This window comes from Flavobacterium sp. 11, from assembly GCF_002754315.1.
Taxonomy (GTDB): Bacteria; Bacteroidota; Bacteroidia; order Flavobacteriales; family Flavobacteriaceae; genus Flavobacterium; species Flavobacterium algoritolerans.
Genome location: NZ_PEFE01000001.1, coordinates 2458942 through 2482740 on the forward strand (window position 1 = coordinate 2458942; position 23799 = coordinate 2482740).

12 protein-coding genes are annotated in these 23799 nt (G+C 32.9%); 9 read left to right on the forward strand and 3 right to left on the reverse strand.

All coding sequences use genetic code 11. The features are described 5' to 3' along the window. Positions 1 to 186 precede the first annotated feature (186 nt). Complete coding sequence (locus CLV00_RS10655) at positions 187 to 3102, forward strand: FAD-binding and (Fe-S)-binding domain-containing protein (RefSeq protein ID WP_099715185.1); 2916 nt, start codon at positions 187 to 189, stop codon at positions 3100 to 3102. Between the two features lie 273 nt (positions 3103 to 3375). After that, entirely contained in the window at positions 3376 to 5307 is a 1932-nt protein-coding gene (locus tag CLV00_RS10660) for an amino acid permease (RefSeq protein ID WP_099715186.1), read from the forward strand. A gap of 125 nt (positions 5308 to 5432) precedes the next feature. Here the strand turns inward: CLV00_RS10660 and CLV00_RS10665 are convergent, their stop codons facing one another. Continuing rightward, entirely contained in the window at positions 5433 to 6284 is an 852-nt protein-coding gene (locus CLV00_RS10665; RefSeq protein WP_099715187.1) for an EamA family transporter, read from the reverse strand. Between the two features lie 721 nt (positions 6285 to 7005). Here CLV00_RS10665 and CLV00_RS10670 point away from each other — a divergent pair. From CLV00_RS10670 to CLV00_RS10700, 7 genes are all read left to right on the forward strand, one after another. Continuing rightward, complete coding sequence (locus CLV00_RS10670; protein WP_099715188.1) at positions 7006 to 9720, forward strand: substrate-binding domain-containing protein; 2715 nt, start codon at positions 7006 to 7008, stop codon at positions 9718 to 9720. 395 nt (positions 9721 to 10115) lie between these two features. Continuing rightward, positions 10116 to 11654 carry a glycoside hydrolase family 32 protein gene (locus tag CLV00_RS10675; RefSeq protein ID WP_099715189.1) on the forward strand — a complete coding sequence of 513 codons (1539 nt, stop codon included), beginning with the start codon at positions 10116 to 10118 and terminating at the stop codon, positions 11652 to 11654. Between the two features lie 747 nt (positions 11655 to 12401). Further along, positions 12402 to 13718, forward strand: coding sequence for a sugar porter family MFS transporter (locus CLV00_RS10680; protein ID WP_099715190.1), 1317 nt, complete (start codon positions 12402 to 12404; stop codon positions 13716 to 13718). A 5-nt stretch (positions 13719 to 13723) separates the two neighbouring features. Next, complete coding sequence (locus tag CLV00_RS10685) at positions 13724 to 15322, forward strand: glycoside hydrolase family 32 protein (protein ID WP_099715191.1); 1599 nt, start codon at positions 13724 to 13726, stop codon at positions 15320 to 15322. 12 nt (positions 15323 to 15334) lie between these two features. Beyond that, positions 15335 to 18484 (forward strand): TonB-dependent receptor, encoded by a 3150-nt coding sequence (locus tag CLV00_RS10690; RefSeq protein ID WP_099715192.1) that lies wholly within the window; start codon positions 15335 to 15337, stop codon positions 18482 to 18484. Between the two features lie 9 nt (positions 18485 to 18493). Then, positions 18494 to 20233 carry a RagB/SusD family nutrient uptake outer membrane protein gene (locus CLV00_RS10695; protein WP_099715193.1) on the forward strand — a complete coding sequence of 580 codons (1740 nt, stop codon included), beginning with the start codon at positions 18494 to 18496 and terminating at the stop codon, positions 20231 to 20233. A 129-nt stretch (positions 20234 to 20362) separates the two neighbouring features. Further along, positions 20363 to 21280 (forward strand): carbohydrate kinase family protein, encoded by a 918-nt coding sequence (locus CLV00_RS10700; protein ID WP_099715194.1) that lies wholly within the window; start codon positions 20363 to 20365, stop codon positions 21278 to 21280. Between the two features lie 689 nt (positions 21281 to 21969). Here the strand turns inward: CLV00_RS10700 and CLV00_RS10710 are convergent. Together CLV00_RS10710 and CLV00_RS10715 are read right to left on the reverse strand one after the other, a co-directional pair. Continuing rightward, positions 21970 to 22674: a LytTR family DNA-binding domain-containing protein gene (locus CLV00_RS10710; RefSeq protein WP_099715196.1), complete on the reverse strand. Its 705-nt coding sequence runs from the start codon at positions 22672 to 22674 to the stop codon at positions 21970 to 21972. Continuing rightward, on the reverse strand, positions 22659 to 23795 hold the full coding sequence (locus tag CLV00_RS10715; protein WP_099715197.1) for a sensor histidine kinase: 1137 nt from the start codon (positions 23793 to 23795) through the stop codon (positions 22659 to 22661). Before CLV00_RS10715 ends, CLV00_RS10710 begins: the two co-directional genes overlap by 16 nt. Between the last annotated feature and the right edge of the window lie 4 nt (positions 23796 to 23799).

The following is a 23799-nucleotide window of genomic DNA, read 5'->3' on the forward strand; positions in this document are numbered from 1 at the left end:
TGGTTTTAAAATTTGACTTATTTTAACAGCGCAATTTCTTTGCCAATTTTTCTAAATCCGTTTGAATGCACTTTCTGACAAACCATAAAAGGATTTGAATATTTTGAATTTTTCTTATTTGATTTTTTAACTTATAATAAGGTATATATTTATATTTGTGAAAATAATAGCAATTCACTCCACTAAATGTCAATCACGCCTCAATTACAGCAATTATCCGAATCATTAGAAGGAACACTTTTATATGATGATCTCCATAAAACATTGTATGCCACAGATGCTTCTGCGTATCGGATTATGCCAGTTGCGGTAGCGATTCCAAAATCAGAGGAGGATATTGTCAAAATTATTCGCTTTGCAGCAAAAAATAAAATTTCAATTACGCCCAGAACTGCTGGAACTTCCTTGGCAGGTCAAACAGTCGGTAATGGAATAATTGTAGATGTTTCGAAACATTTTACCAAGATTGTCGCTTTTGATTTTGCAAAAAAAACGATCACTGTACAGCCGGGAGTGATTCGGGATGAACTGAATTTATATTTAAAAGAACACGGATTGTTTTTTGGACCCAATACTTCAACCTCCAATCGCTGTATGCTTGGAGGAATGGTAGGGAATAATTCATCGGGAACTACGTCGATACGCTATGGCGTTACCCGAGATAAAATAGTGGAAATTAAAGCGGTTTTGAGTGATGGAACTTCGGTAGTATTTAAAGAAATGACTTCGGCTGAATTCATTGAAAAAACAAAAGGGAACACGCTAGAAAACTCCATTTATAAAACCATTTACGAGGAACTTTCGAATACAGAAAACCAAAAAGAGATTGTAAAGGAATTTCCAAAACCTGAAATTCACAGACGAAATACCGGATACGCGATTGATTTATTATTGAAATCAGAACTTTTTGGAGGAACAGAAAAAACGATAAATTTAGGGAAACTCCTTTGCGGAAGCGAAGGAACACTGGCTTTTACTACCGAAATTACGTTGAAAGCTGACGAATTACCACCAACGAATAATGTAATGGTAGTGGCGCATTTTCATACCATTCAAGAAAGTTTAGAAGCTGTGGTTACAGCAATGAAACATCATTTGTATACGTGTGAAATGATGGATGACACTATATTGGATTGTACCAAAAACAATCGAGAGCAAGCCAAAAATCGATTTTTTATTCAAGGCGAACCAAAAGCGGTTATTATGCTCGAAGTAGCTTCACACATAAGTATGGAAGATGCTGAATCGCAAGCCAATGCTTTGATTGCCGATTTGGAAAGAAACAATTTTGGATATGCTTTGCCAAAAATTTACGGAGCTGATATTGATAAAATAAATGAGTTGCGAAAAGCAGGTCTGGGGCTTTTAGGAAGTATTGTGGGTGATAATAAAGCCGCTGATTCTATTGAAGATACCGCTGTTGAATTGAGTGATTTACCTAATTACATTGCCGAATTTTCCGCCATGATGGAGCGCCACGCACAAAGTGCCATTTATTATGCACATGCCGGCGCCGGAGAATTGCATTTGCGACCGGTTTTAAACTTAAAGACAAAAGAAGGGCTGCATCAATTTAGAAATATTGCTACCGAAGTCGCTATTTTGGTCAAAAAATACAGAGGTTCGTTGAGTGGAGAACATGGAGATGGAATAGTGCGTGGTGAGTTTTTGCCTTTTATGATTGGAGATAAGAATTATGAATTGCTAAAAAGAATCAAACACGCCTTTGATCCTAATACCATTTTGAATGTAGGTAAAGTTGTAAATGCTTTCAAAATGGATGAAAATCTTAGGGTGGAAGCAGGCAGAGTGGAACCGGATATACAAACAATTCAGGACTTCTCGGATAGTTTGGGGATTTTGCGTGCCGCAGAGAAATGCAATGGTTCCGGTGATTGCAGAAAATTACCTTCGGCAGGCGGAACTTTATGTCCAAGTTACCGTGCCACCCGAAATGAAAAAGATACCACGCGCGCCAGAGCCAATGCGCTGCGAGAATACCTGACACATTCAGAGAAAGACAATAAGTTCGACCACGAAGAATTATATAAGGTATTTGAATTGTGTGTGAGTTGTAAAGCTTGCGCCAGCGAATGTCCCAGTAATGTGGATGTAGCGGCTTTAAAATCGGAGTTTTTGTACCAATATCAAAAAGCGAATGGATTCTCATGGCGCAATAAAATATTTGCTTTTAATGCGAAACTAAATGGTTTGGGAAGTATTACTCCAAAGTTTACGAATTTCATGGTGAATTTGCCTTTGGTAAAAAAAAGCATGGGAATTGCTCCAAAAAGAGAAGTGCCGCTTTTGGCTCCAAAGACATTTCGAAAATGGTATGAGAAAAATTGGAATCAGGCGCCAAGTGATTCTTTTGTAAACGGAAAAGTATGTTTGTTTTGTGATGAGTTTACTAATTTTTATGATGTTTCAGTCGGAATCGATGCATATGAATTATTGACAGCGTTAGGTTACGAAGTGATTCTGGTGGATCATGAAGAAAGCGGAAGAGCTTTTATTTCTAAAGGTTTTCTCGAAGAAGCAAAAGCAATTGCGAATACAAATGTGGCTGTTTTTTCGGATTACGTTACTGCAGATTTTCCTTTGATAGGAATTGAACCTTCAGCGATATTGACCTTTAGAGACGAATACATTCGATTGGCAGACGATAAAGAAAGTGCCGAAAAATTAGCCGAAAATGTTTTTACAATTGAAGAGTTTTTCAAAAATGAGATTTCAAAAGGTAAAATTCATGCAGAACAATTTTCTGAGGAGGAAAAAACTATAAAAATTCACGGACATTGCCATCAAAAGTCCTTGAGTACGATGGAAGCGACTTTTGCGATGCTGAATGTGCCGAAAAACAGTTCGGTTACTATTTATAATTCGGGATGTTGTGGTATGGCAGGTTCTTTCGGATATGAAAAAGAACATTATGAAATCAGCATGCAAATGGGTGAAGATACATTGTTTCCAAAAATTAGAACAACAGACTCAACAACAACTATTGCTGCGGCGGGAACCAGTTGTCGCCATCAGATTTTTGACGGAACCAGTAGAAAAGCATTGCATCCTGTGACTATTTTAAGGAGTTGTTTGAAATAATCAGCAAATCAGAATACGTTTTAAAGACAACAGAAAATTATTTTTCAATTTCAATAGATTTTCTTTTTTAAGGTTAAAATTGTTTTATTTGACTTTTTTATTCAAAAAATAAATCATTTTAGATGTATTGAAAAATAATAAAAAAAATAGTTGGAGAAACGACATTAGTTCAATTTGTTTTATACTTTTGATTTTTGAAGATTATTTGCATAATATCTAACATAAAAACAGATAATTTACAGTATATTAATTTTTAATGATAAAATTTACAATATGGCATTAAACGGTTTATTCAGAAAAAAGACAGTACAAGATATTTTAAAACAAGTTGAGAAAAATAATACTGATGGACATAATGCTTTAGGTAAACATTTGACTGCACGAGATTTGACTGCTTTTGGAATTGCTGCAATTGTAGGAGCCGGTATTTTTAGTACCATTGGAAAAGCAAGTGCTGATGGAGGTCCTGCAGTTATCTTTCTATTCTTGTTTACTGCTATAGCCTGTAGTTTTGCTGCTTTTGCTTATGCTGAATTTGCCTCGATGGTTCCCGTTTCCGGAAGTGCTTATACGTATTCGTATGTTGCTTTTGGAGAAATTATTGCTTGGATTATTGGTTGGGCATTGATTATGGAATACTCCGTAGGTAATATAACAGTGGCTATATCGTGGAGTGATTATTTTACAGGTTTGCTCGAAAGTGGAGGTCTTCACTTGCCACAATGGGTCCAAATGGATTATTTATCTGCTTCTAAAGGGTTTGATGAAGCTACAGCATTGATGCAAGGCGGAAAAACATACGAAAACTTAAGTCCTGCTATTCAAGATGCTTATGTCGCCTGGACAACTTCACCAGTTATTGGTTCGTTTCATTTCGTAGCCGATCTTCCGGCATTATTAATTATCGTTTTAATCACAGCGTTGATTTACCGCGGGATGAAAGAGTCTCGAAATGCGAGTAATATCATGGTAGTTGTAAAACTGTGTATAGTTCTTTTAGTAATTGCTGTTGGTGTTTTCTATGTAGATACCGCTAATTGGGATCCATTTGCACCTAATGGAGTTACAGGAGTTTTAAAAGGAGTTTCAGCAGTGTTTTTTGCTTATATTGGATTTGATGCTATTTCAACAACAGCAGAAGAATGTAAAGATCCGCAACGTGATTTGCCAAGAGGAATGATGTGGGCCATTATTATATGTACTATTTTATATATTGCCATAGCTTTAGTGTTAACTGGAATGGTTAGTTATGATCAACTAAATGTAGGTGATCCTTTAGCTTTTGTATTTGAAAAATTAGACTTAAAATGGATGTCAGGAATTATAGCAGTAAGTGCAGTAGTTGCTATGGCGAGTGTTTTATTGGTTTTCCAAATGGGACAACCACGTATCTGGATGAGTATGAGTCGTGATGGATTGTTACCAAAGCGTTTCTCAAAAGTGCATCCAAAATACAAAACGCCATCTTACGCAACAATTGTAACCGGTTTTGTGGTTGCGGTTCCTGCTTTGTTTTTGAACCTAACTATGGTTACAGATTTGTGTAGTATTGGGACTTTATTCGCTTTTGTATTGGTTTGTGCAGGAGTTTTGGCCTTGCAAAATAAGACTGATATTCCAAGAGGAAAGTTCAAAACACCGTATATAAATTCAAAATTTATTATGCCGGTTTTGCTTCTTATCGGGTTGGTATTTGCTTTTGGATACAATAAGAAAGCGACTATGGATTTTATTACGAATGAAACTCAAATCAATAATGCTGCGGATATAATCACATCATTAAATAAAGAAGAAACTCAAAAAGTATACGATTATTTAGTAACGATTGACGCTAAAAACAGTACGACCGAAACACCGGATTTAGAACATTTGTTAAGTCAGTACCAACAAGATGATGCAAAATATGCGTCAGTTATTGCCGGTTTGCCAATTGCCGATTCTGTTAAATATGAAAGTGGTTTTGGTTTGTTCAAACATAAAATTCCAATGTGGATTTTCCTAGTTGTTTTAGTTGGATTGATGGTTTGGTCTTACAAAGAAAATTTATCTTTGATTCCACTATTAGGCTTGATTTGTTGTTTGTATATGATGGCAGAACTTAGCGTTTGGAACTGGATTTATTTTGGGATTTGGCTTTTAATAGGATTGGTAATCTATTTTAGCTTTAGCCGCAAAAACAGTAAGTTAAATGGTATAGAAATTTAAAAAAAAATACATTTTATAAACAACCGTCTCGTTAAAACTAGACGGTTTTTTTGTGCTTTTTAGTTAAGTATTAAAGTGGTATTGCGTCCAAAATTAATTTATTAGACTTAAGAAATGTATTGGTTTTACTGTTGTGAGAGCACGATTAAAACAATCGCTATTAAAGCTAAAAACAGCCCTATAAAATTCATTTTGCTCAGTTTTTCTTTAAAAATTAGAACGCCTACAAGACTGCCAATAATAATCACTCCCATATTCATACCAGCAAAAACGGTTGAAGGGTTTTTTGAAAATTCCTGATGTGCTTTAAGGTAGAAAAGAATATTCCCAAAGTTAAAAATACCAACTAAGCCACCAAAAAGAATGTTATGGATATTTAATGTTACTTTTTTAAAAATCATTTCATAGGCAACCACAGTAAACATGATACACATTGCTATTCCAAGGATGACAAATAATGAAGTGGTGTAAGGCAGACTGGTATAAGTGGCAATTTGTTTGAAGAGAATGTCAATAATTCCAAAGCCAATCAAGACTACAGCGGGATAACCCCATTTATTTTTAGTGTTTTCGGTATTTTTAGTGAGAATAAGCAACAGTGCCGGGATTGCCAATACGAAAGCCGAGATTTTCAACATATTGAATTCTTCTTTGAATAGAAGCCAAGCCGCAAGAATAGGGATGAATAATGACAGTCTTTGGGCTGCATCAGTTTTTACAATTCCCATGTGTTTGATGGATGCCGCCAAAAAAAGGAATATAGAAGGCAATAAAACGCCAATGGTTATATAAAGCCACCAAGGCGCAGTAGATTCCACTGTATTTAATTCCGGGCTGAATGACAGGTAGCAAAGTGTTCCAGCAAACACATAATTCCAAGCGACTATTTGGGTGTGGCTGATGGTATATTTTCGGGCGACTTTAAATATCACACCCACGGTAACACTGCAAATAATACTTAAGATTAGAAATAACATAGATTTATATATTTATGCTGCAAAATTACTATTTATATGTTTGGATTGCATATCCCATCCTATGAAAAAGGAATCGCATTAGTTTTTTGTGTTACTTTTTTTTAAATTAGCAGTACTAATGGAGTGTAGTAATAATACTAGGCTATAACCATAAAAAAAACCAACAGATGTTGGGGTTTTGTGACCCTGTCGGGACAATTTTCGAACCTTTTTTTTAGATGATTTGAGAAAATTGAGCCAGATATTATCAATTTTATAAAGTTAACGAAAATATTAAATTTTATTCTTAACTCTATATCCACACTAACTTTGTATATCCAATCAATATCACTTGAATTTGCAAGCCTATTCTAAGATTTTAAAATGTTCTTTTTAAAAGATTTTTTGATTAAAATGAATGTGCCATAAATTATAAAAAAAACTATTTCATTTGTAATACAAGTATTTAGTTAATATTAAAACAAATGTTTTTTGCAATTATATTTAAAGAAATAAATATTTTATTCTTAATTTATTATAAAAATAATTACTTTCGCTTCACTTTTGATTCACTTTTGATTCAGCTTATTAAATCACCTAATTAAAAATAATTTCTGAATATTATTGACTACTTTTTGTTGATTAAATTATTTTCAAATAATTTCTAAGAAAAGTAAGTCTTACTTAGTGAAATTGAAATCTTAGCGTACTCAATATAAATTTTATGAATACCTCAAATTTTATGTCAAGAAGAATATATATATTATTGGTACTAACTACAATGTTTTCCTGTAATTCAAATGATAATAGTAAAAAAACTATTTCAATTGGATTTTCACAAAGTATAGATCATGATATTTGGAGGAAATCGATGGATCATGCGATGGAGGTTGAAGTCTCGCTTCATCCTGAAGTTAATTTGACAATCTACAATGCGAATCGTCAAGCAAAAAAGCAGATTCGTGATATTGAAAAATTTATTGAAGATAAAGTTGATGTCATAATAGTTTCCCCTTTTGAATCAGATTCTATTATTCCGGTAATAGAAAAAGCAAATACAAAAGGGATTCCAGTAATTATAGTCGATAGAAAAGTAAATACTTCAAATTACACGGCTTATTTAGGAGCAGACAATGTTGAGGTAGGACGAATAGCCGGGAAAAAAATTGTTTCATTATCGAAGGGGAATGCAAATGTCGTTGAAATTAAAGGGGCCTATTATACATCACCAGGTTTAGAAAGAAGTTCGGGATTTAGACAAATAGTTAATGAATATCGGGGTATTAAAGTAATTACTTTAAATGCGCAAAATGATGAATTACCTAAAAAAGAGTTTGTGAAAATTCTGGACACTTATTCTGATGTTAATTATGTCTATGCATATAATGATATAATTGCATACCAAGCATGGTTAGTAGCTAAGGAAAAAAAGCTTGAGAAAAAAATAAAATTTATAGGAGTCGATGGAATTAATGGTCCAAACGGAGGTATTCAATTAGTAAAAGATAAGATTTTAGATGCAACGGTTTTATATCCCACAGGAGGTAGCGAAGCTATTAAGTTGGCTTTAAAAATAGCTAACAAAGAGATTGTTCCTAAAAATAACAAGTTGAATACAATATTAATTGACTCTCTTAATGCAGATATTATGAGCAATCAATTTGATAAAATAACAATTCAGCAATCTGATATTGAACAGCAACAGAGCGTTATAAAAAGTCAGGAAGAGAAATACTCTAGTCAGAGCAATCTTCTGAAACTTTTAATTTCTTTATTTATAATTGTGCTAAGTTTAGCTGTATATAGTATTTATTCTGGAATTACAATTCGTCGTAAGAAGAAAGAATTAGAGGAAACTAACAAAAAAATTGTTACCCAAAGAAATGAAATAGAAAAATTTTCTGAAGATTTAAAGCGAAGTAACGAAGCAAGACTTAATTTTTTTACAGGTTTGTCTCATGAATTCAAAACTCCGTTAACGTTGATATTGAGTTCTATAGAATCTTTGGGGAATGAGTTTAGAAATAAAGGGGTTTCCGTGAATAAGGAAATTAATTTGATGTATAACAACTCCAGAAGGTTACTCCGGTTAATTAATCAATTATTAGACTATAGAAAAACGGAGGATCAAAAATTTACTCTGCGAGCATCAAAAACTAATATTTTGAATTTTTCGAAAAGTATTATTAGTGATTTTGATCGAGAAGCGAAAAAAAGAAATATTGATTTTTCATTGATAACTAATAATCCGGAACTGGATGTCTATATGGATCGAAATCTAATGGATAAAGTCTATTTTAATTTGTTGTCAAATGCCTTTAAATTCACCCCAGAAAAAGGTAAAATTTCGATTGTAATAAAAGAAGATAAACACAGCAAGACAGTTAAAATTTATTTTAAAGATTCGGGTATAGGAATACCAGAAAATGAGTTGAAGGAGGTTTTTACTGCTTTTTACCAAGGTTCAAATAATTACAGGAACAGTTCTGGAATAGGGTTGCATTTGTCAAAAAGTTTTGTCGAGCTACACAAAGGAAAAATAGAGATTAATTCAAAAAATGGAGCGGAATTTATAATTACATTACCATTAGGAAAAGAACATCTTGATGAAAAATATATAATTAAAGAGCCAATTCTGGATTTTGTTCATGAACCGGATTATCTGGATTCAGAGTTTATTCAGATTGTTGAACCAAAAAACACCGAAGATAAATATTCGATTCTATATATAGAGGACAACAAAGAGCTTTTAGATTTTGTGTCTCATAAATTTTCTGCTGAATATACTTTTTTTGCTTCTGATGGTTCCAATGCAATTGAAAGAGCATTGGAATTGATTCCAGATATTATTATCTGCGATCTGAATCTGCCTGGGTTGAATGGTTTTCAAATTTGTGAAATACTCAAGAAAGATTTAAGGACGTCACATATTCCTATTATAATGCTTACCGCTTCGGATAATCAAGATTCCTATTTGAAGGCTCTAGAAAGTGGTGCCGATATCTTTTTGACAAAACCTTTCAATTTAAAAGTATTGGCGCAATCTATTAAAGGATTGCTCTTTAACAGAGAAAAACTACGATTTTATTATACCAATAATATTTTAAATATTGAGGATGGTGATTTTGGTGTTTCTGAACAAGATTTTCTAAGAAAGTTGAATGATCTGATTGAAAAAAACTTGGATAATTCGGCTTACACTGTTGAAGATCTTGCACGAAGTTTAACTATTTCTCGGGTACAATTGTATCGAAAAGTGAAAGCTATATTAGGAATTAGTGTCAGTGACCATATAAATAATATGAGATTAGATAAATCAAAGGAGCTGCTGAAAAAGTCAGAATTAAACATTTCAGAAATTGCCTATGCAGTGGGTTTCTCTTCACCAAATTATTTTTCAACTTCCTTTAAAAATAAATTTGGAGTTACACCTAAAGAATATAAAAGTAAAAAATAGATTATTTTCTATGGAACCATTTTCTTCCTAACAAAAATAGCGTAACATAATTGTACTTTATGTAACACAAGAGCAACTACAACGAAGTAGTTGTTTTTTTTTGTTTATGTCTAATGTGTTGATAGTTAAAGTTTTGAGTTGTTTTTAATGATTTTGTAAAGCATTGTATGAAATCACACCATTCTTGATATAAAAGCCGATTTTTTAAAAATATCTTAGTAATTGAATTTAAGATCTAAACATAATTAATTTTTTTGTTTGATTTTAAATTACAGCTGCGAAAGATCTTGGAAGTTTTTAATTTCTTTTTGATCATTTCCTTTTTCTCATAGAAATATTTAATCTGAGAGTATCAAATCTTTTTGCGCACTTATAATTCTCGTAAACCATTCAATATGAAAATAAATCGCACGTTTTTATGTCTTCCACTTTGTTTAGCATTATTTAATAATTGCACTAAAGAGGATAAACCAACTGAAACCCCTATTGTAGAAACAAACGCTCCTGCGTGTCAAACTCCTAATGAATCGGATAATACGTATCGGACATTTTTTAAGCCTTCTGTGGGTTGGGTTGGTGATCCCATCCCATTTTATGAAAATGGTATCTTCCATCTTTTCTATTTGTACGATGCAAGAAATACAATGCCCACCTTTCACCCATGGTATAAAGTAACTACATCTGATTTTGCAACGTTCACCGACACTAGTGAAATGATTGCCACAGGAACTGCGAATCAGCAGGATGGTGCATTGGGAACCGGATCCGTTTTTAAAAGGAATGGAATTTATTACGCTTTCTATACAGGACATAACGGAATTCTTGATCCTAAAGAAAAAATTATGCTTGCAACGTCTACGGATTTAAAAAATTGGACCAAAGATCCTTCCTTTTTATTGCAGGCTTCTTGGGGATATGATCGCAATGAATTTAGAGATCCAATCGTCATAGAAGATAAAAGTACAGGAACGTATAAAATGTTGATTGCGACACGTTCTGAGGTTGGTTTAGTTTCTAACAGCACTGTGCCATGGCGGGCGGTTATCGCGCAATACAGTTCTGCGAATTTGAGAGATTGGACTTTGGAAAAGCCATTTTATGAGGATACAACTACCTTTATAACAGAATGTCCTGATGTGTTCACGATGGGTGATTATCAGTATTTGATTTACTCCAATATTGATGATCGAATGGTGCACTATAAATACCGTTTACTGACAGCCAATACTTGGATTACTCCCGCAAATACTGCGTTAGATGGAATTGCTTTCTATGCTGGAAAAACAGTTACCGATGGCATCAACCGATATATAGCAGGATGGTGTCCTACGAAAAATAAAAGCAGTGATGCCGCTATTTTTGATTGGGCTGGATCACTTGTAACGCATCGAGTTGTTCAGCATCCAAATGGAATATTAGGTATTGCGATACCTAATGGTGTAGACAACAAGTTTATTATTAATAGAGCTTTAAATTCGAAAATAGGCTTTGGAACTACAAAGCAAGGAGATGCCTATACATTGAAGGGTAATGCGGCTGAAAAAGCATTTTCAGTGTTTGACAGAGAAACTGGAGCATTTAAAATTAAAACACATATAAAAGCGACATCATCCACTCAATTTGGTTTTGAATTTGGAGCCTGTGGAACACGAAATGAAGTATTTGCCATTGTGTTCGATTTAGCCAAAAAACAATTAAGATTAGATAAGGTTATAAAAAATGCATCCTCCTTAAATGTAACGCAGCTTCCGCTAAATGTACCGGCTAATACAGAGTTTGATATTACAATCATTTCTGAAAATTCGGTATGTGTGATATACATTAATGACGAAATCGCTTTTACAAACCGTATCTATAAAATGAATCAAAATCCGTGGGCTATTTTTGCGGATAATGGTGAAGTCACTTTTTCGGACTTAAAAATTTTCAAATAAAAGGAGTATGAAAAATGATGACTTTAATCTTTATTATAACGTTAGTTTTTATAAAGGTTCAGGTTTAGTAATTAAAATTAATTCTGTTCATTTTTTACTTTTTTACCTGCGTAATGTCAAAATCAAAACCATCAAAATCTAATTTTGATGGTTTTTTTATGGCTTTATTTCAATGTAATAATTCTGCTGCTTTCCACACTGGATGTAACTATTGGGAATCTGGGTTCGAGTGCCTTTTGCTTAATAAAACAGAGCAGAAGATACATTGGGAATTGTTTTAATGTATGTTTTCTTATTCTTGTTGCAATTCCAATACTCAGATATAAAAACATACCTGGATCTTGAGCTCACATTGCATTTCATCAGTGTAATTTTTCTTAAAAGCTTAAGAATACTTCATAATATAGAATTTCTTAATAAATTCATTTTTTTTATCGATTTTTTTAAACTTTCTATAAAAATAAATTTAAAATTTTATTAATCGAATAAAATCCATCAAGTGACTTTTTTTATTCCTGAATATCTATTTTTTTTAAAAAATACGTGTAACATGATTGTAACACGTGTAACATAATCGAACTACAACGAAGTAGTTATTTGTTTATTTTAAATTATAACTATCTGATAATAAGTGTTTTATTGTTTATTCGATATTGTGAAACAGTATTAAATGAAATTGTAACATCCTCAAAATAAAAGCGAAATTTATGCGGATATCTTAGCAATCTAATTTAATATTTTTTGATAATGAAAAAAATTGTTGTTTGGGCTTTGATTGCTTCATTAGCAGGTTTCCTATTTGGTTTTGATACAGTTGTTATTTCTGGAGCAGATAAAAAACTTCAAGTTCTTTGGAATTCTTCGGATGCATTTCATGGCACAGTTGTTATGGGAATGGCATTATGGGGAACTGTACTTGGGGCAATATTTGGCGGGATTCCGACTAATAAGGTAGGAAGAAAAAATACTTTATTATGGATAGGTATTTTATTCTTGTTCTCTGCAATTGGATCTGCTTTTGCAAATAATCCATTTGTATTTGCCGCATTTAGATTTATTGGAGGTTTGGGTGTTGGGGCATCAACAATTGCAGCGCCAGCATATATATCAGAAATTGCTCCTGCAAAAGATAGAGGTAAGCTGGTTGCTTTTTATCAATTCAATATTGTTTTTGGGATTCTGATGGCTTTTTTGTCTAATTATCTTTTAAACGATGTGGGCGAAAATTCATGGAGATGGATGATGGGAGTACAAGCAATTCCATCTGTAATTTATATTTTATTAATTATTTCGATTCCTGAAAGCCCAAGATGGTTATTGTCTAAACTCAAGAATGACGAAGCTAGAAAAGTGTTGGAATTAATGGGGCAAGAGGCGGATTATGAAAAAATAAAAGAAGAGATAGATAAAGATAACAAAGATGCTTCTAAGGTTAATGATACTATATTTTTAAAGAAATACAGAACACCTTTGGTATTGGCCTTTTTAATGGCTTTTTTCAATCAATTATCAGGAATTAATGCTTTTTTATATTATTCCAGCAGAATATTTCAAGAGGCGGGTCTTGGTGAAAGTACCGCTTTACTAAGTAGTATTGGAATAGGGGTGGTGAATTTACTTTTTACACTATTGGGCGTTTTCTTAATCGACAAATTAGGGCGTAAAATATTAATGTACATTGGTTCTGTGGGGTATATTATATCACTTTCACTTGTTGCAATGGCTTTCTTTTTTCACTGGGAAGGAATAGCTGTTCCCGTTTTCTTATTTCTATTTATTGCTGCACATGCGATAGGTCAAGGTGCTGTAATTTGGGTTTTCATATCAGAAATTTTCCCAAATCATCTAAGAGCATCAGGGCAATCCTTTGGGAGTACTACGCATTGGGTTCTGGCAGCTATTATTCCATCATTAATTCCGTATCTATTTTCTACAGTAGGGCCTGGAGTAGTTTTTATGTTTTTTGCAGTGATGATGGTTTTTCAGCTCTTGTTTGTTGCGTTTATGATGCCGGAAACCAAAGGAATTTCTTTGGAAGAATTAAGTAAAAAATTAATTAAATAATAGTTATGAAGACAATAATTAAAAAAGAATCTCTCAGATTTTTGTGCTGTATTATGGGAATGTTTCTCTTATTTGGGTGTAAGCAATCTTTGTTTAATGAAAAGAAGAATTATACAGAATCAGAATTGTATAGACCGAATTTTCATTTTACTCCCAAAAAAGGTTGGATGAATGATCCTAATGGGATGTTTTATTACAATGGATATTACCACCTTTTTTATCAATATTATCCAGATTCAAATGTATGGGGACCTATGCATTGGGGACATGCGATAAGTACTGATCTTATAACCTGGACTGAAAAACCTATTGCCCTTTACCCAGATGAAAAAGGGTATATTTTTTCGGGAAGTGCGGTTGTCGATGTGAAAAATACTTCAGGATTCGGAAGTCTAAAAAATCCACCTATGGTTGCGATGTTTACGTATCATGACATGAAAATGGAAAAAGCAGGAGAGATCAATTATCAGTCACAAGGGATTGCCTATTCCTTAAATGAAGGGTTGACTTGGACAAAATATGAGGCTAATCCAATTATTAAAAATCTAAACATTAAAGATTTTAGAGACCCTAAAATGACTTGGGACGCGATTCATCAACAATGGTTAATGATACTGGCAGCAGGAGATAAAACGATGTTTTATGGTTCTAAAAATTTGAAAGATTGGTCACTGCTTTCAGATTTTGGGAAAGAGACAGGAGCTCATGGAGGCGTTTGGGAATGCCCAGATTTTTTTCCTATGCTAGTTGATGGGACAGATGATTACAAATGGGTTATGTTATCAAGTATTAATCCAGGAGGACCTAATGGTGGTTCAGCTACACAATACTTTGTAGGTGATTTTGACGGGAAAAAATTCATTATCGATGAAACTTTTTTAAAAGATGTAAAGCAACAAAAAGGGCTTTGGATTGACTACGGAAGAGATAATTATGCAGGTGTTACTTGGTCTAATATTTCTGAGGTTGATGGTAGAAAATTATTTATTGGGTGGATGTCAAATTGGGATTATGCACAAAAAGTACCAACAGAAACATGGAGAAGCAGTATGACTATACCTAGAGAATTAGTACTTGTTAAAGATAGCGGTCATTATATAGTTTCTTCTAAACCAGTAAAAGAATTACAAAATTATATTGCTAAAACTATTAAAAAAGAATCTCTTAAAATAGATAAGGAAACCGTTTTGGTAGATAAGTCATTAGTCGATTTATCAAAATTAGATATTCACTTTTCTTTAAAGAATCTTAAAAAGGATGTTTACACTTTTTCGTTATCAAATGATGCTAAGAATACAATTCAATTTGGAATCAATAAAAAGGAGAATTACTTTTTTATCGATAGATCAAAATCTGGAAAAATAACTTTCTCTGATCTTTTTGCAAAAAATATTTCAAAGGCTCCTTTTAAGGGTGACTTTGATAAAATGGATGTAAGAATAATTGTTGATAAAACATCAATAGAAATTTTTTATAACAATGGAAAAACAGTTATGACTGAAATATTTTTTCCAGATAAACCAATGGAATATTTTTCAGTTTCTAAAGCTAATAAGGAGTATACCATTGAAAACTTAATTATTAACCAACTAAATTTTAACTAAACCAACTAAATTATGAAACACAAAATTATTCTTTACTTAATCCTGATGGGGTCGTTTTTTTCTGTATCGGCCCAAAATATAGGAATCAAAGGAGTGGTAACTTCTTCCGAAGACGGAATGTCTCTTCCTGGTGCATCAGTACTGGTTTCTGGAACTAAAGTCGGAACAACTACGGATCTCGACGGTCAGTTTTCGATAAACAATGTAGACAAAAATGCAACTTTAATATTTAGTTTTACTGGATATGAATCTCAGTCTGTTAAACTTAATGGACAAACCACTTTAAAAATTGCATTAAAAGCAGAGTCTTTGAAACTGCAAGAGGTTGTTGTTACTGGTTATTCTAAAGAGAAAAAAGCCGATTTAACCGGTGCAGTTACGGTAGTAGAACTGAAACCTATTACTGGGCAAACCATGAGTTCTGGAAATGCTATGCAAGCTCTGCAAGGAAGGGTTGCTGGTTTGAATATAGAGAAATCAGGAGATCCAAGTGGGGCAAATAGTAGAATATTAATCAGAGGGGTAAGTACACTTGGTAATACAGATCCATTGTATGTTATCGATGGGGTTCCTACAACAAGACCAGAGGTATTTGCTAGTTTGAGTCCAAGTGCTATTGCATCTATTCAAGTCTTAAAAGATGCATCGGCTTCCTCTATTTATGGTTCTAGAGCTGCCAATGGGGTAATCATTGTTACCACTAAAAATGCAGCAAAAGGTGGATTAACAAAAGTATCTTACAGTACTAACGTTTCTGTTCTTTCAGAGAAAAAACAACGATACAAAATGCTGAATGCTTTAGATAGAGGAAAAGTTTTATGGCAAGCATCTGTTAACGATGGAGCAAGTCCGTCTGGTGGATATGGTGAAATCTATAATTTTGATTGGAATAATGACTTCAGTAATCCAGTATTAAACAGCGTGAGTGTAAAGCCGTATGTAGGAGGAGATACTAATGTACCTGCAGGGGATACTGATTGGCAAGATACTGTATACCAAACAGGGCTTCTTATTAATAATGATTTATCTGTATCTGGTGGATCTGATAAAGCAAATGCAGTATTGAACATGGGGTATTTAGATAATTCTGGTATGCTAAAATATACTAATTATGAGAGATATTCTGCAAGACTTAATGCCAATTTCAAGTTATTTAACGATAAGGTAAGATTTGGTGTGAATTCTCAATTTACACAATCAAGCGAAAGAGCTGCTGCCAATGATGTTGGAAACGCACCAACACCAGGTTTAGCAATAACCCTTGCGCCAACGATTCCAGTTTACACGGCATCTGGTGATTATGCTGGGCCATTGGGTTCTGGTTATTCAGATAGAAACAACCCTTTACTAATGCAATATTTGAACAGATGGGATAATAGCAAAAAAATGGCTTTGTACGGTAATGTTTTTACTGAAATTGACATTTTAAAAGGGTTAACCTTTAGAAATAGTATTGGGATGGATTTTAATGATTTCAGCAGAAAAGACATTGAACCGATCGTGAAAAATGGATTTGTCAATCGAAATAACAATAGTTTAACTTTTGATACCAATAAGTATTCTAGTTTAACAATTTCAAATACTTTAAATTATAATCTTACTATTTCTGAACATAAATTAGGGATCCTTATTGGAACTGAATCAACCAAAACGGATTTGAATACTTTGTATGCTCGTGCTGAGGGATTTGCGGTTGAATCAGAATCTTATTTTACACTATCTGCGGCTACTGGAGCTAGAACAAACAATGGAATTTCAACTGGAAGTAGACTACTTTCTCAGTTTGGAAAATTTAACTACGCTTTCTCTGACCGATATTTAGCTTCATTCACTATTCGTCGAGATGGATCATCTAGATTTGGTGAAGATAATAGATATGGTATTTTTCCAGCCGTTACTGCAGGATGGAGAATCAATAATGAGGAGTTCTTTAATAATGTAACTGTAGTTTCTAACTTGAAGTTACGCGCTGGTTATGGCGAAGTAGGAAATCAATCTATTGGGGATAATGCTCGTTTTGGTTTATATGAATCGAGATACGGACCAAATCAAAATGTTTATAATCCAGATTTTTTCAATATTTATTATAATGTTGGAACTGCTTATGATTTGAATGGAACTAACACAGGAAATTTACCTTCTGGTTTTGTATCCATACAAGCTGCGAATTCAGGGTTAAAATGGGAAACTACTAAAGAGGTTAATGTAGGTTTGGATTTTGGTTTTTTCGGAGATAAATTATCAGGATCCTTTGATTATTTCTCAAGAAAGACAGAGGGAATTTTGATTAGACCACCAGTTGCATCTGCTGTTGGAGAAGGACAGCAACGTTTTGTAAATGGTGCTTCAACTGCAAATAAAGGTTGGGAACTTACAGTAGGATATGCAGATAAATTAGATAATGGATTGTCTTTTAATATTACCACAAATTTTGGTGCTACCAAGAATGAAATTACTGATTTGCCAGCAGAGGTAAGAGCAGCTTATCCAGGAACTGCAGCTAATTCAATAATTGGGCATTCACAATTCGAAGTTTTTGGATATAAAACAGAGGGTTTATTCCAAAATCAAGCTGAAATAGATGCACATGCTACTCAAGTAGGTTCTCGATTGGGAGGTATTAAATTTGTTGATATCAATGGGGATAATGTGATTAATTCAGATGATAGAACTTTTATTGGTACAACTCTTCCAAAATTAGAATACGGTATTAATATTAGTTTGGCTTATAAAAATATTGATTTCTCCATTTTTGGTTCTGGTGTAGCCGGCAGAGTTGGGGTTGATCCGTATATTTTTTGGAATAATTTTGTTCAAGGAAGAGATAATGCTGGCCCTGGAACATTGAATGCTTGGACACCAACAAATACAAATACTGAGGTGCCATCTCTTTCATTAGCAAACAATGACACACAGATGTCAGATTATATCTTAAGAAATAATTCTTATTTCAAAGTTAGAAACATACAAATTGGGTATTCATTCTCAGATGAGTTAGTTCAAAAATCGGGATTCATCACAAGTTGTAGAATCTATGCTCAAGGAGAAAATTTATTTTGGTTTACTCCAAAAGGATATATTGGTTCCGATCCAGAACGAACAGATGTTAATAGAATACCAGTACCAACTACATTCTCATTAGGTGTAAACTTTAATTTTTAATTAATTATCATGAAGAAATATAATAGTATAGTTACCATTTGCTTGTCAATTTTATTTTTGACATCATGTAGCTCCGATTTTTTAGATTATGAACCAACAGGAGTATTGTCTTCTGGAAATGTGGCAACAGCTGCAAATGCAGAAGCACTTGTAAACGCGGCCTATGCTGCAATTGGAAATGACGAAATGGTTGGTCCAATAACAAACCAATGGGTTTACGGAAGTGTACGATCTGATGATGCCTATAAAGGAGGTGGAGGTCGTGGGGATGTTGATGCAATTGACCGTTATGAACAATACAATACAACTATTGCAGATTATGGTGACTGGATGTTACCTAGAACTTGGACAAATCACTATAAAGCGATTTCTAGAGCTAATTTTGCCTTGTCAGTTATCAATGCAATTCCAGATGCAGATTATCCATTGAAAAAAGTAAGACAAGCAGAATTACGTTTTTTAAGAGCGCATTCTCATTTTATGCTAAAGTTGTTGTTTAATAAAGTTCCTTATATCACAGAAGAGCTTACTCAAGAAGACATATTAAAAACGTCAAATGATTTGTCAAGTGATGCTTTATGGGACAAAATTGCAGCTGATTTACAATTTGCATTTGATAATTTACAACAAAGTCAGGATCAGGTTGGTAGAGCTGATAAAAATGCTGCAGCTGCTTATCTTGCAAAATTAAGTTTATATCAGGCATATAAGCAAAATGATGCGCATCAAGTAACTAGTATAGATGCAACAAAATTACAAAAAGTAATAGATTATGCTGATAAAGTGACAGGAAGTTTAGAGCCTGACTTTGGGAATAATTTTTTAGATGGCCATGATAATGGTTCAGAATCTATTTGGGCTGTACAATTCTCTATAAATGACGGAACCAATACAGGAAGAGTAAGTTTTGTTACAGGATTAAACTCTCCTCATGGAACACCTTTGTATGGATGTTGTGGCTTTCATGTGGCAAGCCAAAATATGGTGAATGCATTTAGAACCGATGCTAATGGCTTACCATTATTAGACACTTTCAATAATTCAGATATTTTTAATACAATAACCAATGGTGATGCTCCACTAGCAGTTGGAGTTACTTTAGACCCAAGAATTGACCATACTGTTGGTGTTCCGGGAAGACCATTTAAATATAAAAACACGCTAAAAAATTCAGGAGATATGGTCTATAAATTGAGTTGGGCTAGAGATCCAGGGGTTTATGGATACTTTGGAAATATGAAAGAGCAACAATCTCCAGACTGTTCTTGCTATGTGAAAAACGGACCATTCATAGGTACTTCTAAAAACGTTGATTTTATTAGATATTCAGATGTTTTATTATTCAAAGCAGAAGCATTAATTCAATTGAATAGATATGCAGAAGCGTTACCTTTGATTAATCAAATTAGAGCTAGAGCTGCAGCTAGTACTGCAATGACTTTGGCGGCTGGAGCTTCAAATGTTTATAAAGTTCAACCTTATGTTGCTTTCCCATCAAAAGACTACGCAATGAAGGCGTTAATGTTTGAAAGGAGATTGGAGTTTGGTATGGAAGGACCAAGATTCTTTGATTTAGTAAGATGGGGTATTGCTGAGCCCGTTTTGAATGCCTACCTAAATGTTGAGAAAACTAAAAGAGATTTTCTTTCTAATGCAAAGTTTACGGCAGGTAGAGATGAGTATTATCCGATACCTCAAAGAGAAATTGATTTTACAGGAGGGTTATACAAACAAAATCCTGGATATTAAGGATTAAATTTGTTTTGGTGTTTGTTTAAATTGTGTTAAAGGCAAGATATGTTCTTGCCTTTAACTTTTAAATGTTTTATTGAATAGGTCGGTTTTGTACTTATTCTTAATTTTTTAATAAGTTTTATTATGAATGCAAAATACACTTTAAGTGCTGTATGTTTTGGGGAAGTTTTATGGGATATTTTTCCAACACATAAAAAAATTGGAGGAGCTCCATTAAATGTGGCTTTACGAATGAATTCTTTTGGAGTAGAAACAACTATGATAAGTCGTGTTGGTGCGGATGAAAATGGAGAAGATATTTTATCTTTTTTAAGCAGTCAAGAAATCACTACTGATTTAATTCAAGTAACTAAGGAATACAAAACGGGTGCGGTACATGTAATGATAAACGAAAAGGGAAATGCTTCCTATGATATATTATATCCTTCTGCTTGGGATAAAATTGTAGAAACTGAAATAATGGATAAAGTGATTTCTGAAGCAGATGTTTTTGTTTTCGGGAGTTTAATATGTCGTGATGAAGTTTCCAGATCTACTTTGTATGACCTTTTGGAAAAAGCTAAATATAAAGTTTTGGATGCAAATCTAAGAGCTCCTTATTACACCAAAGACGTACTTAATGAGTTGATGTTAAAAGCCGATTTTATTAAGCTTAATGATGAAGAATTATATGAGATAAGTCAGCAATTGGAGTCACCTTATAATTCCTTTGAACAGAATATTAAATTTATCGCTGAAAAGACAAATACAAAACAGGTTTGCGTAACAAAAGGTGCATTTGGAGCGGTCTTGTATTACAATGATAAATTTTATTATAATAGTGGTTATTTTATAAAAGTAGTAGATACCGTTGGTGCTGGGGATTCCTTTTTAGCTTCATTAATAATACGATTATTAAGAGGAAAATCACCTCAAAAAGCGTTGAATTATGCTTGTGCAATAGGCGCTTTAGTAGCTGGACAAGAAGGAGCTAATCCCAAGATTTCTGAAAAGGCAATTAGTGATTATATGAAAATTCAGAAAAAAAGTATAAAAAAATAACTAGTGATTTTGTTCAGGGTGTAATTGATTTTGATTACCCAACGGGTTAATTATTGATTTCTTTTATTTGCTGAACTTTAGTGTATTGACGAAAGTGGAAATTACAGTTAATTTTACACCACTTTCAGCATAAGTCACTTACTGAATATGCTGAAAAAAAAGAGAACAGCCAGTTAAGAAAAATTGAAACCTGAGTTAAGAACTTTTATTGTATATCCCCCGATCAGATAAGAATCATGACCTTCTAAAGATTTAACATAAGAATTGATGATTCTTTACAGGATTCGAACCGTTAAAATCAGCAAAAACAAGAGGTTATCAATCAATTAAAACTACTGATGATTTTGTCGAACCAAAAAAAGCCTGCAAAATGAATACTTTGCAGGCTTTTTACTTTTTTTGTGACCCCTACAGGACAAATTTCAAATCATTTTATGGAAGATTTGAAGATATTGGCTTATTATGTGTAGGGTCTGTCTTTGATTGGCTCCCAAAATTTGGTTTTGACGTCCTGTTGGGGATTGATAGTAAAATGTACGTAAGAGTTGTCAAGTTATACAATACTAAAATTAATTAGTTAATCAATAAGATAAATTTAAATGTGTTATTAAATTCAAAATTAAGATCTAAAAGTCAAATAGGATATATTTAAATTAATAATTAACTGAAGATGATTTTTAAGAGTGAAATTAAAAAAGCATTATGATATTTTCTTTATAGGTTTGTCCTATTGGTACTTTATATCCACCTATTAGTATCCTGTTGCCTTCAATCTGTTTGATTTTATTTTTAGCAACTATAAAAGATTTATGGGTTCTTATAAAATCAAATTTTGGAAGCAACTGTTCCAAATCAGAAATTTTTTGAAGACTAACAATCATTTCATTCTTTACATATACTTTGGTATAATGTCCATAAGCTTCTATAAACAATAAATCTTCAAAATGAATTTGATGGTGTTTTTTATCACCTCTTAAAAAAAAGCTATTTATATTTGGTTCTGTTTCGTTTGGTGGCAATGCAACACTACTTTTTTTATTTTGAGCACTATCAAATGTCTTGTTAATGGCTTTTAGAAATCGGTCAAAGCTAAAGGGTTTCAATAAATAATCCGAAACATTAAGTTCATAACCTTCAAGAGCAAACTCTTTGTAGGCTGTGGTTACAATTATTTTGGGTGAATTGGGTAGGGTTTTTAAAAAATCAAAACCAGATAGTTTAGGCATGTTAATATCCAAAAACAGCAAATCGACAGTGTCCTCATTCAAAAATTGTAAGGCTTCAAAGGCGTTATAGCAATTTCCTTTCTTTTCTAAATAGGGTAAATTTTCGCAATAGTTTTCGATAATGCGATGGGCAATAGGTTCATCATCAATAATTAAATAGCGAAACATATCATTTCTATTTTAAGTTCTAATTTGTAAATAGAATCTTTAACATCTATTTTGATTTTATGTTTATCAGGATATAATAATTTCAATCGCTGTTTTAGATTCTGTATTCCAATCCCGGCAGTTTGGAAAGTTTCTTTTGCTTCGAAGTTATTTTCAATATAAAAATAAAGTATGCCAGCATCAATTTTTATATTGATATGAATATAAGCATCTTCGGTTATGCTTTCTACGCCATGTTTAAATGCGTTTTCCAACGGAATAATAAATAGTAATGGTGCAATTTGACAATCAATTTCGCGACTGTGATTAAATACAATATCGACTCTTTTCTGATATCGTATTTTATGCAATTCAATATAGTTTGTTAAGTATTCTATTTCATTTTTTAAAGGTACAACATCTTCTTTTCCCATATAAATAGTATAACGCATTATGTCGGATAATTTTAAAATAACATTTGGTGCATCATCAGATTTTTCAATTACTAAACCATATAAATTATTTAAAGTATTGAAAAAAAAATGGGGATTGATCTGGCTTTTCAACAACGATAATTCTGCTTTTGTTTTTCTTGATTCTATTGTTTTCATCCATTTCCATTGCTGATAAAACCACGTTAAAAGCAGCACAAAAAAAGGAGCTGTCAAGATGATTTTTATTTCTTTTTCCTGCTGAAAGTATCTATTTATATCATTAATATATACTCTTAGATAGTAGAAATAACCCAATACCAAGCCATAATAACTCATTACAATCAAGGCGTACTTTTTGAAATAATAAGGAGTTATGATGGCGAAAAAGGACAATCCAAGACAAACTAATCCAATAAAGGTTATGGGATTGTCAATTATTTTGGAATTCAGATCATTTATAATGATTACAAAAAAAACAAAAAGCAGAACAAGCAACTTTAGAGAAATGGTTTTATGCTTTTTTAAAAACGAAAAATAATGAATAGGTAAAGAAATTAGAAACCAGCTAAAAATAAAACTTAGGATATTCGCTATTGTTCCAGAATTGTCAATGTAAATCATATTAAAATACAGTAGCACAACTACTGCAATCCTTTGGATTAGTAATCCATACAAAAAGGCTTTGTACTTTTCAAAAAATTCAATCATGAGT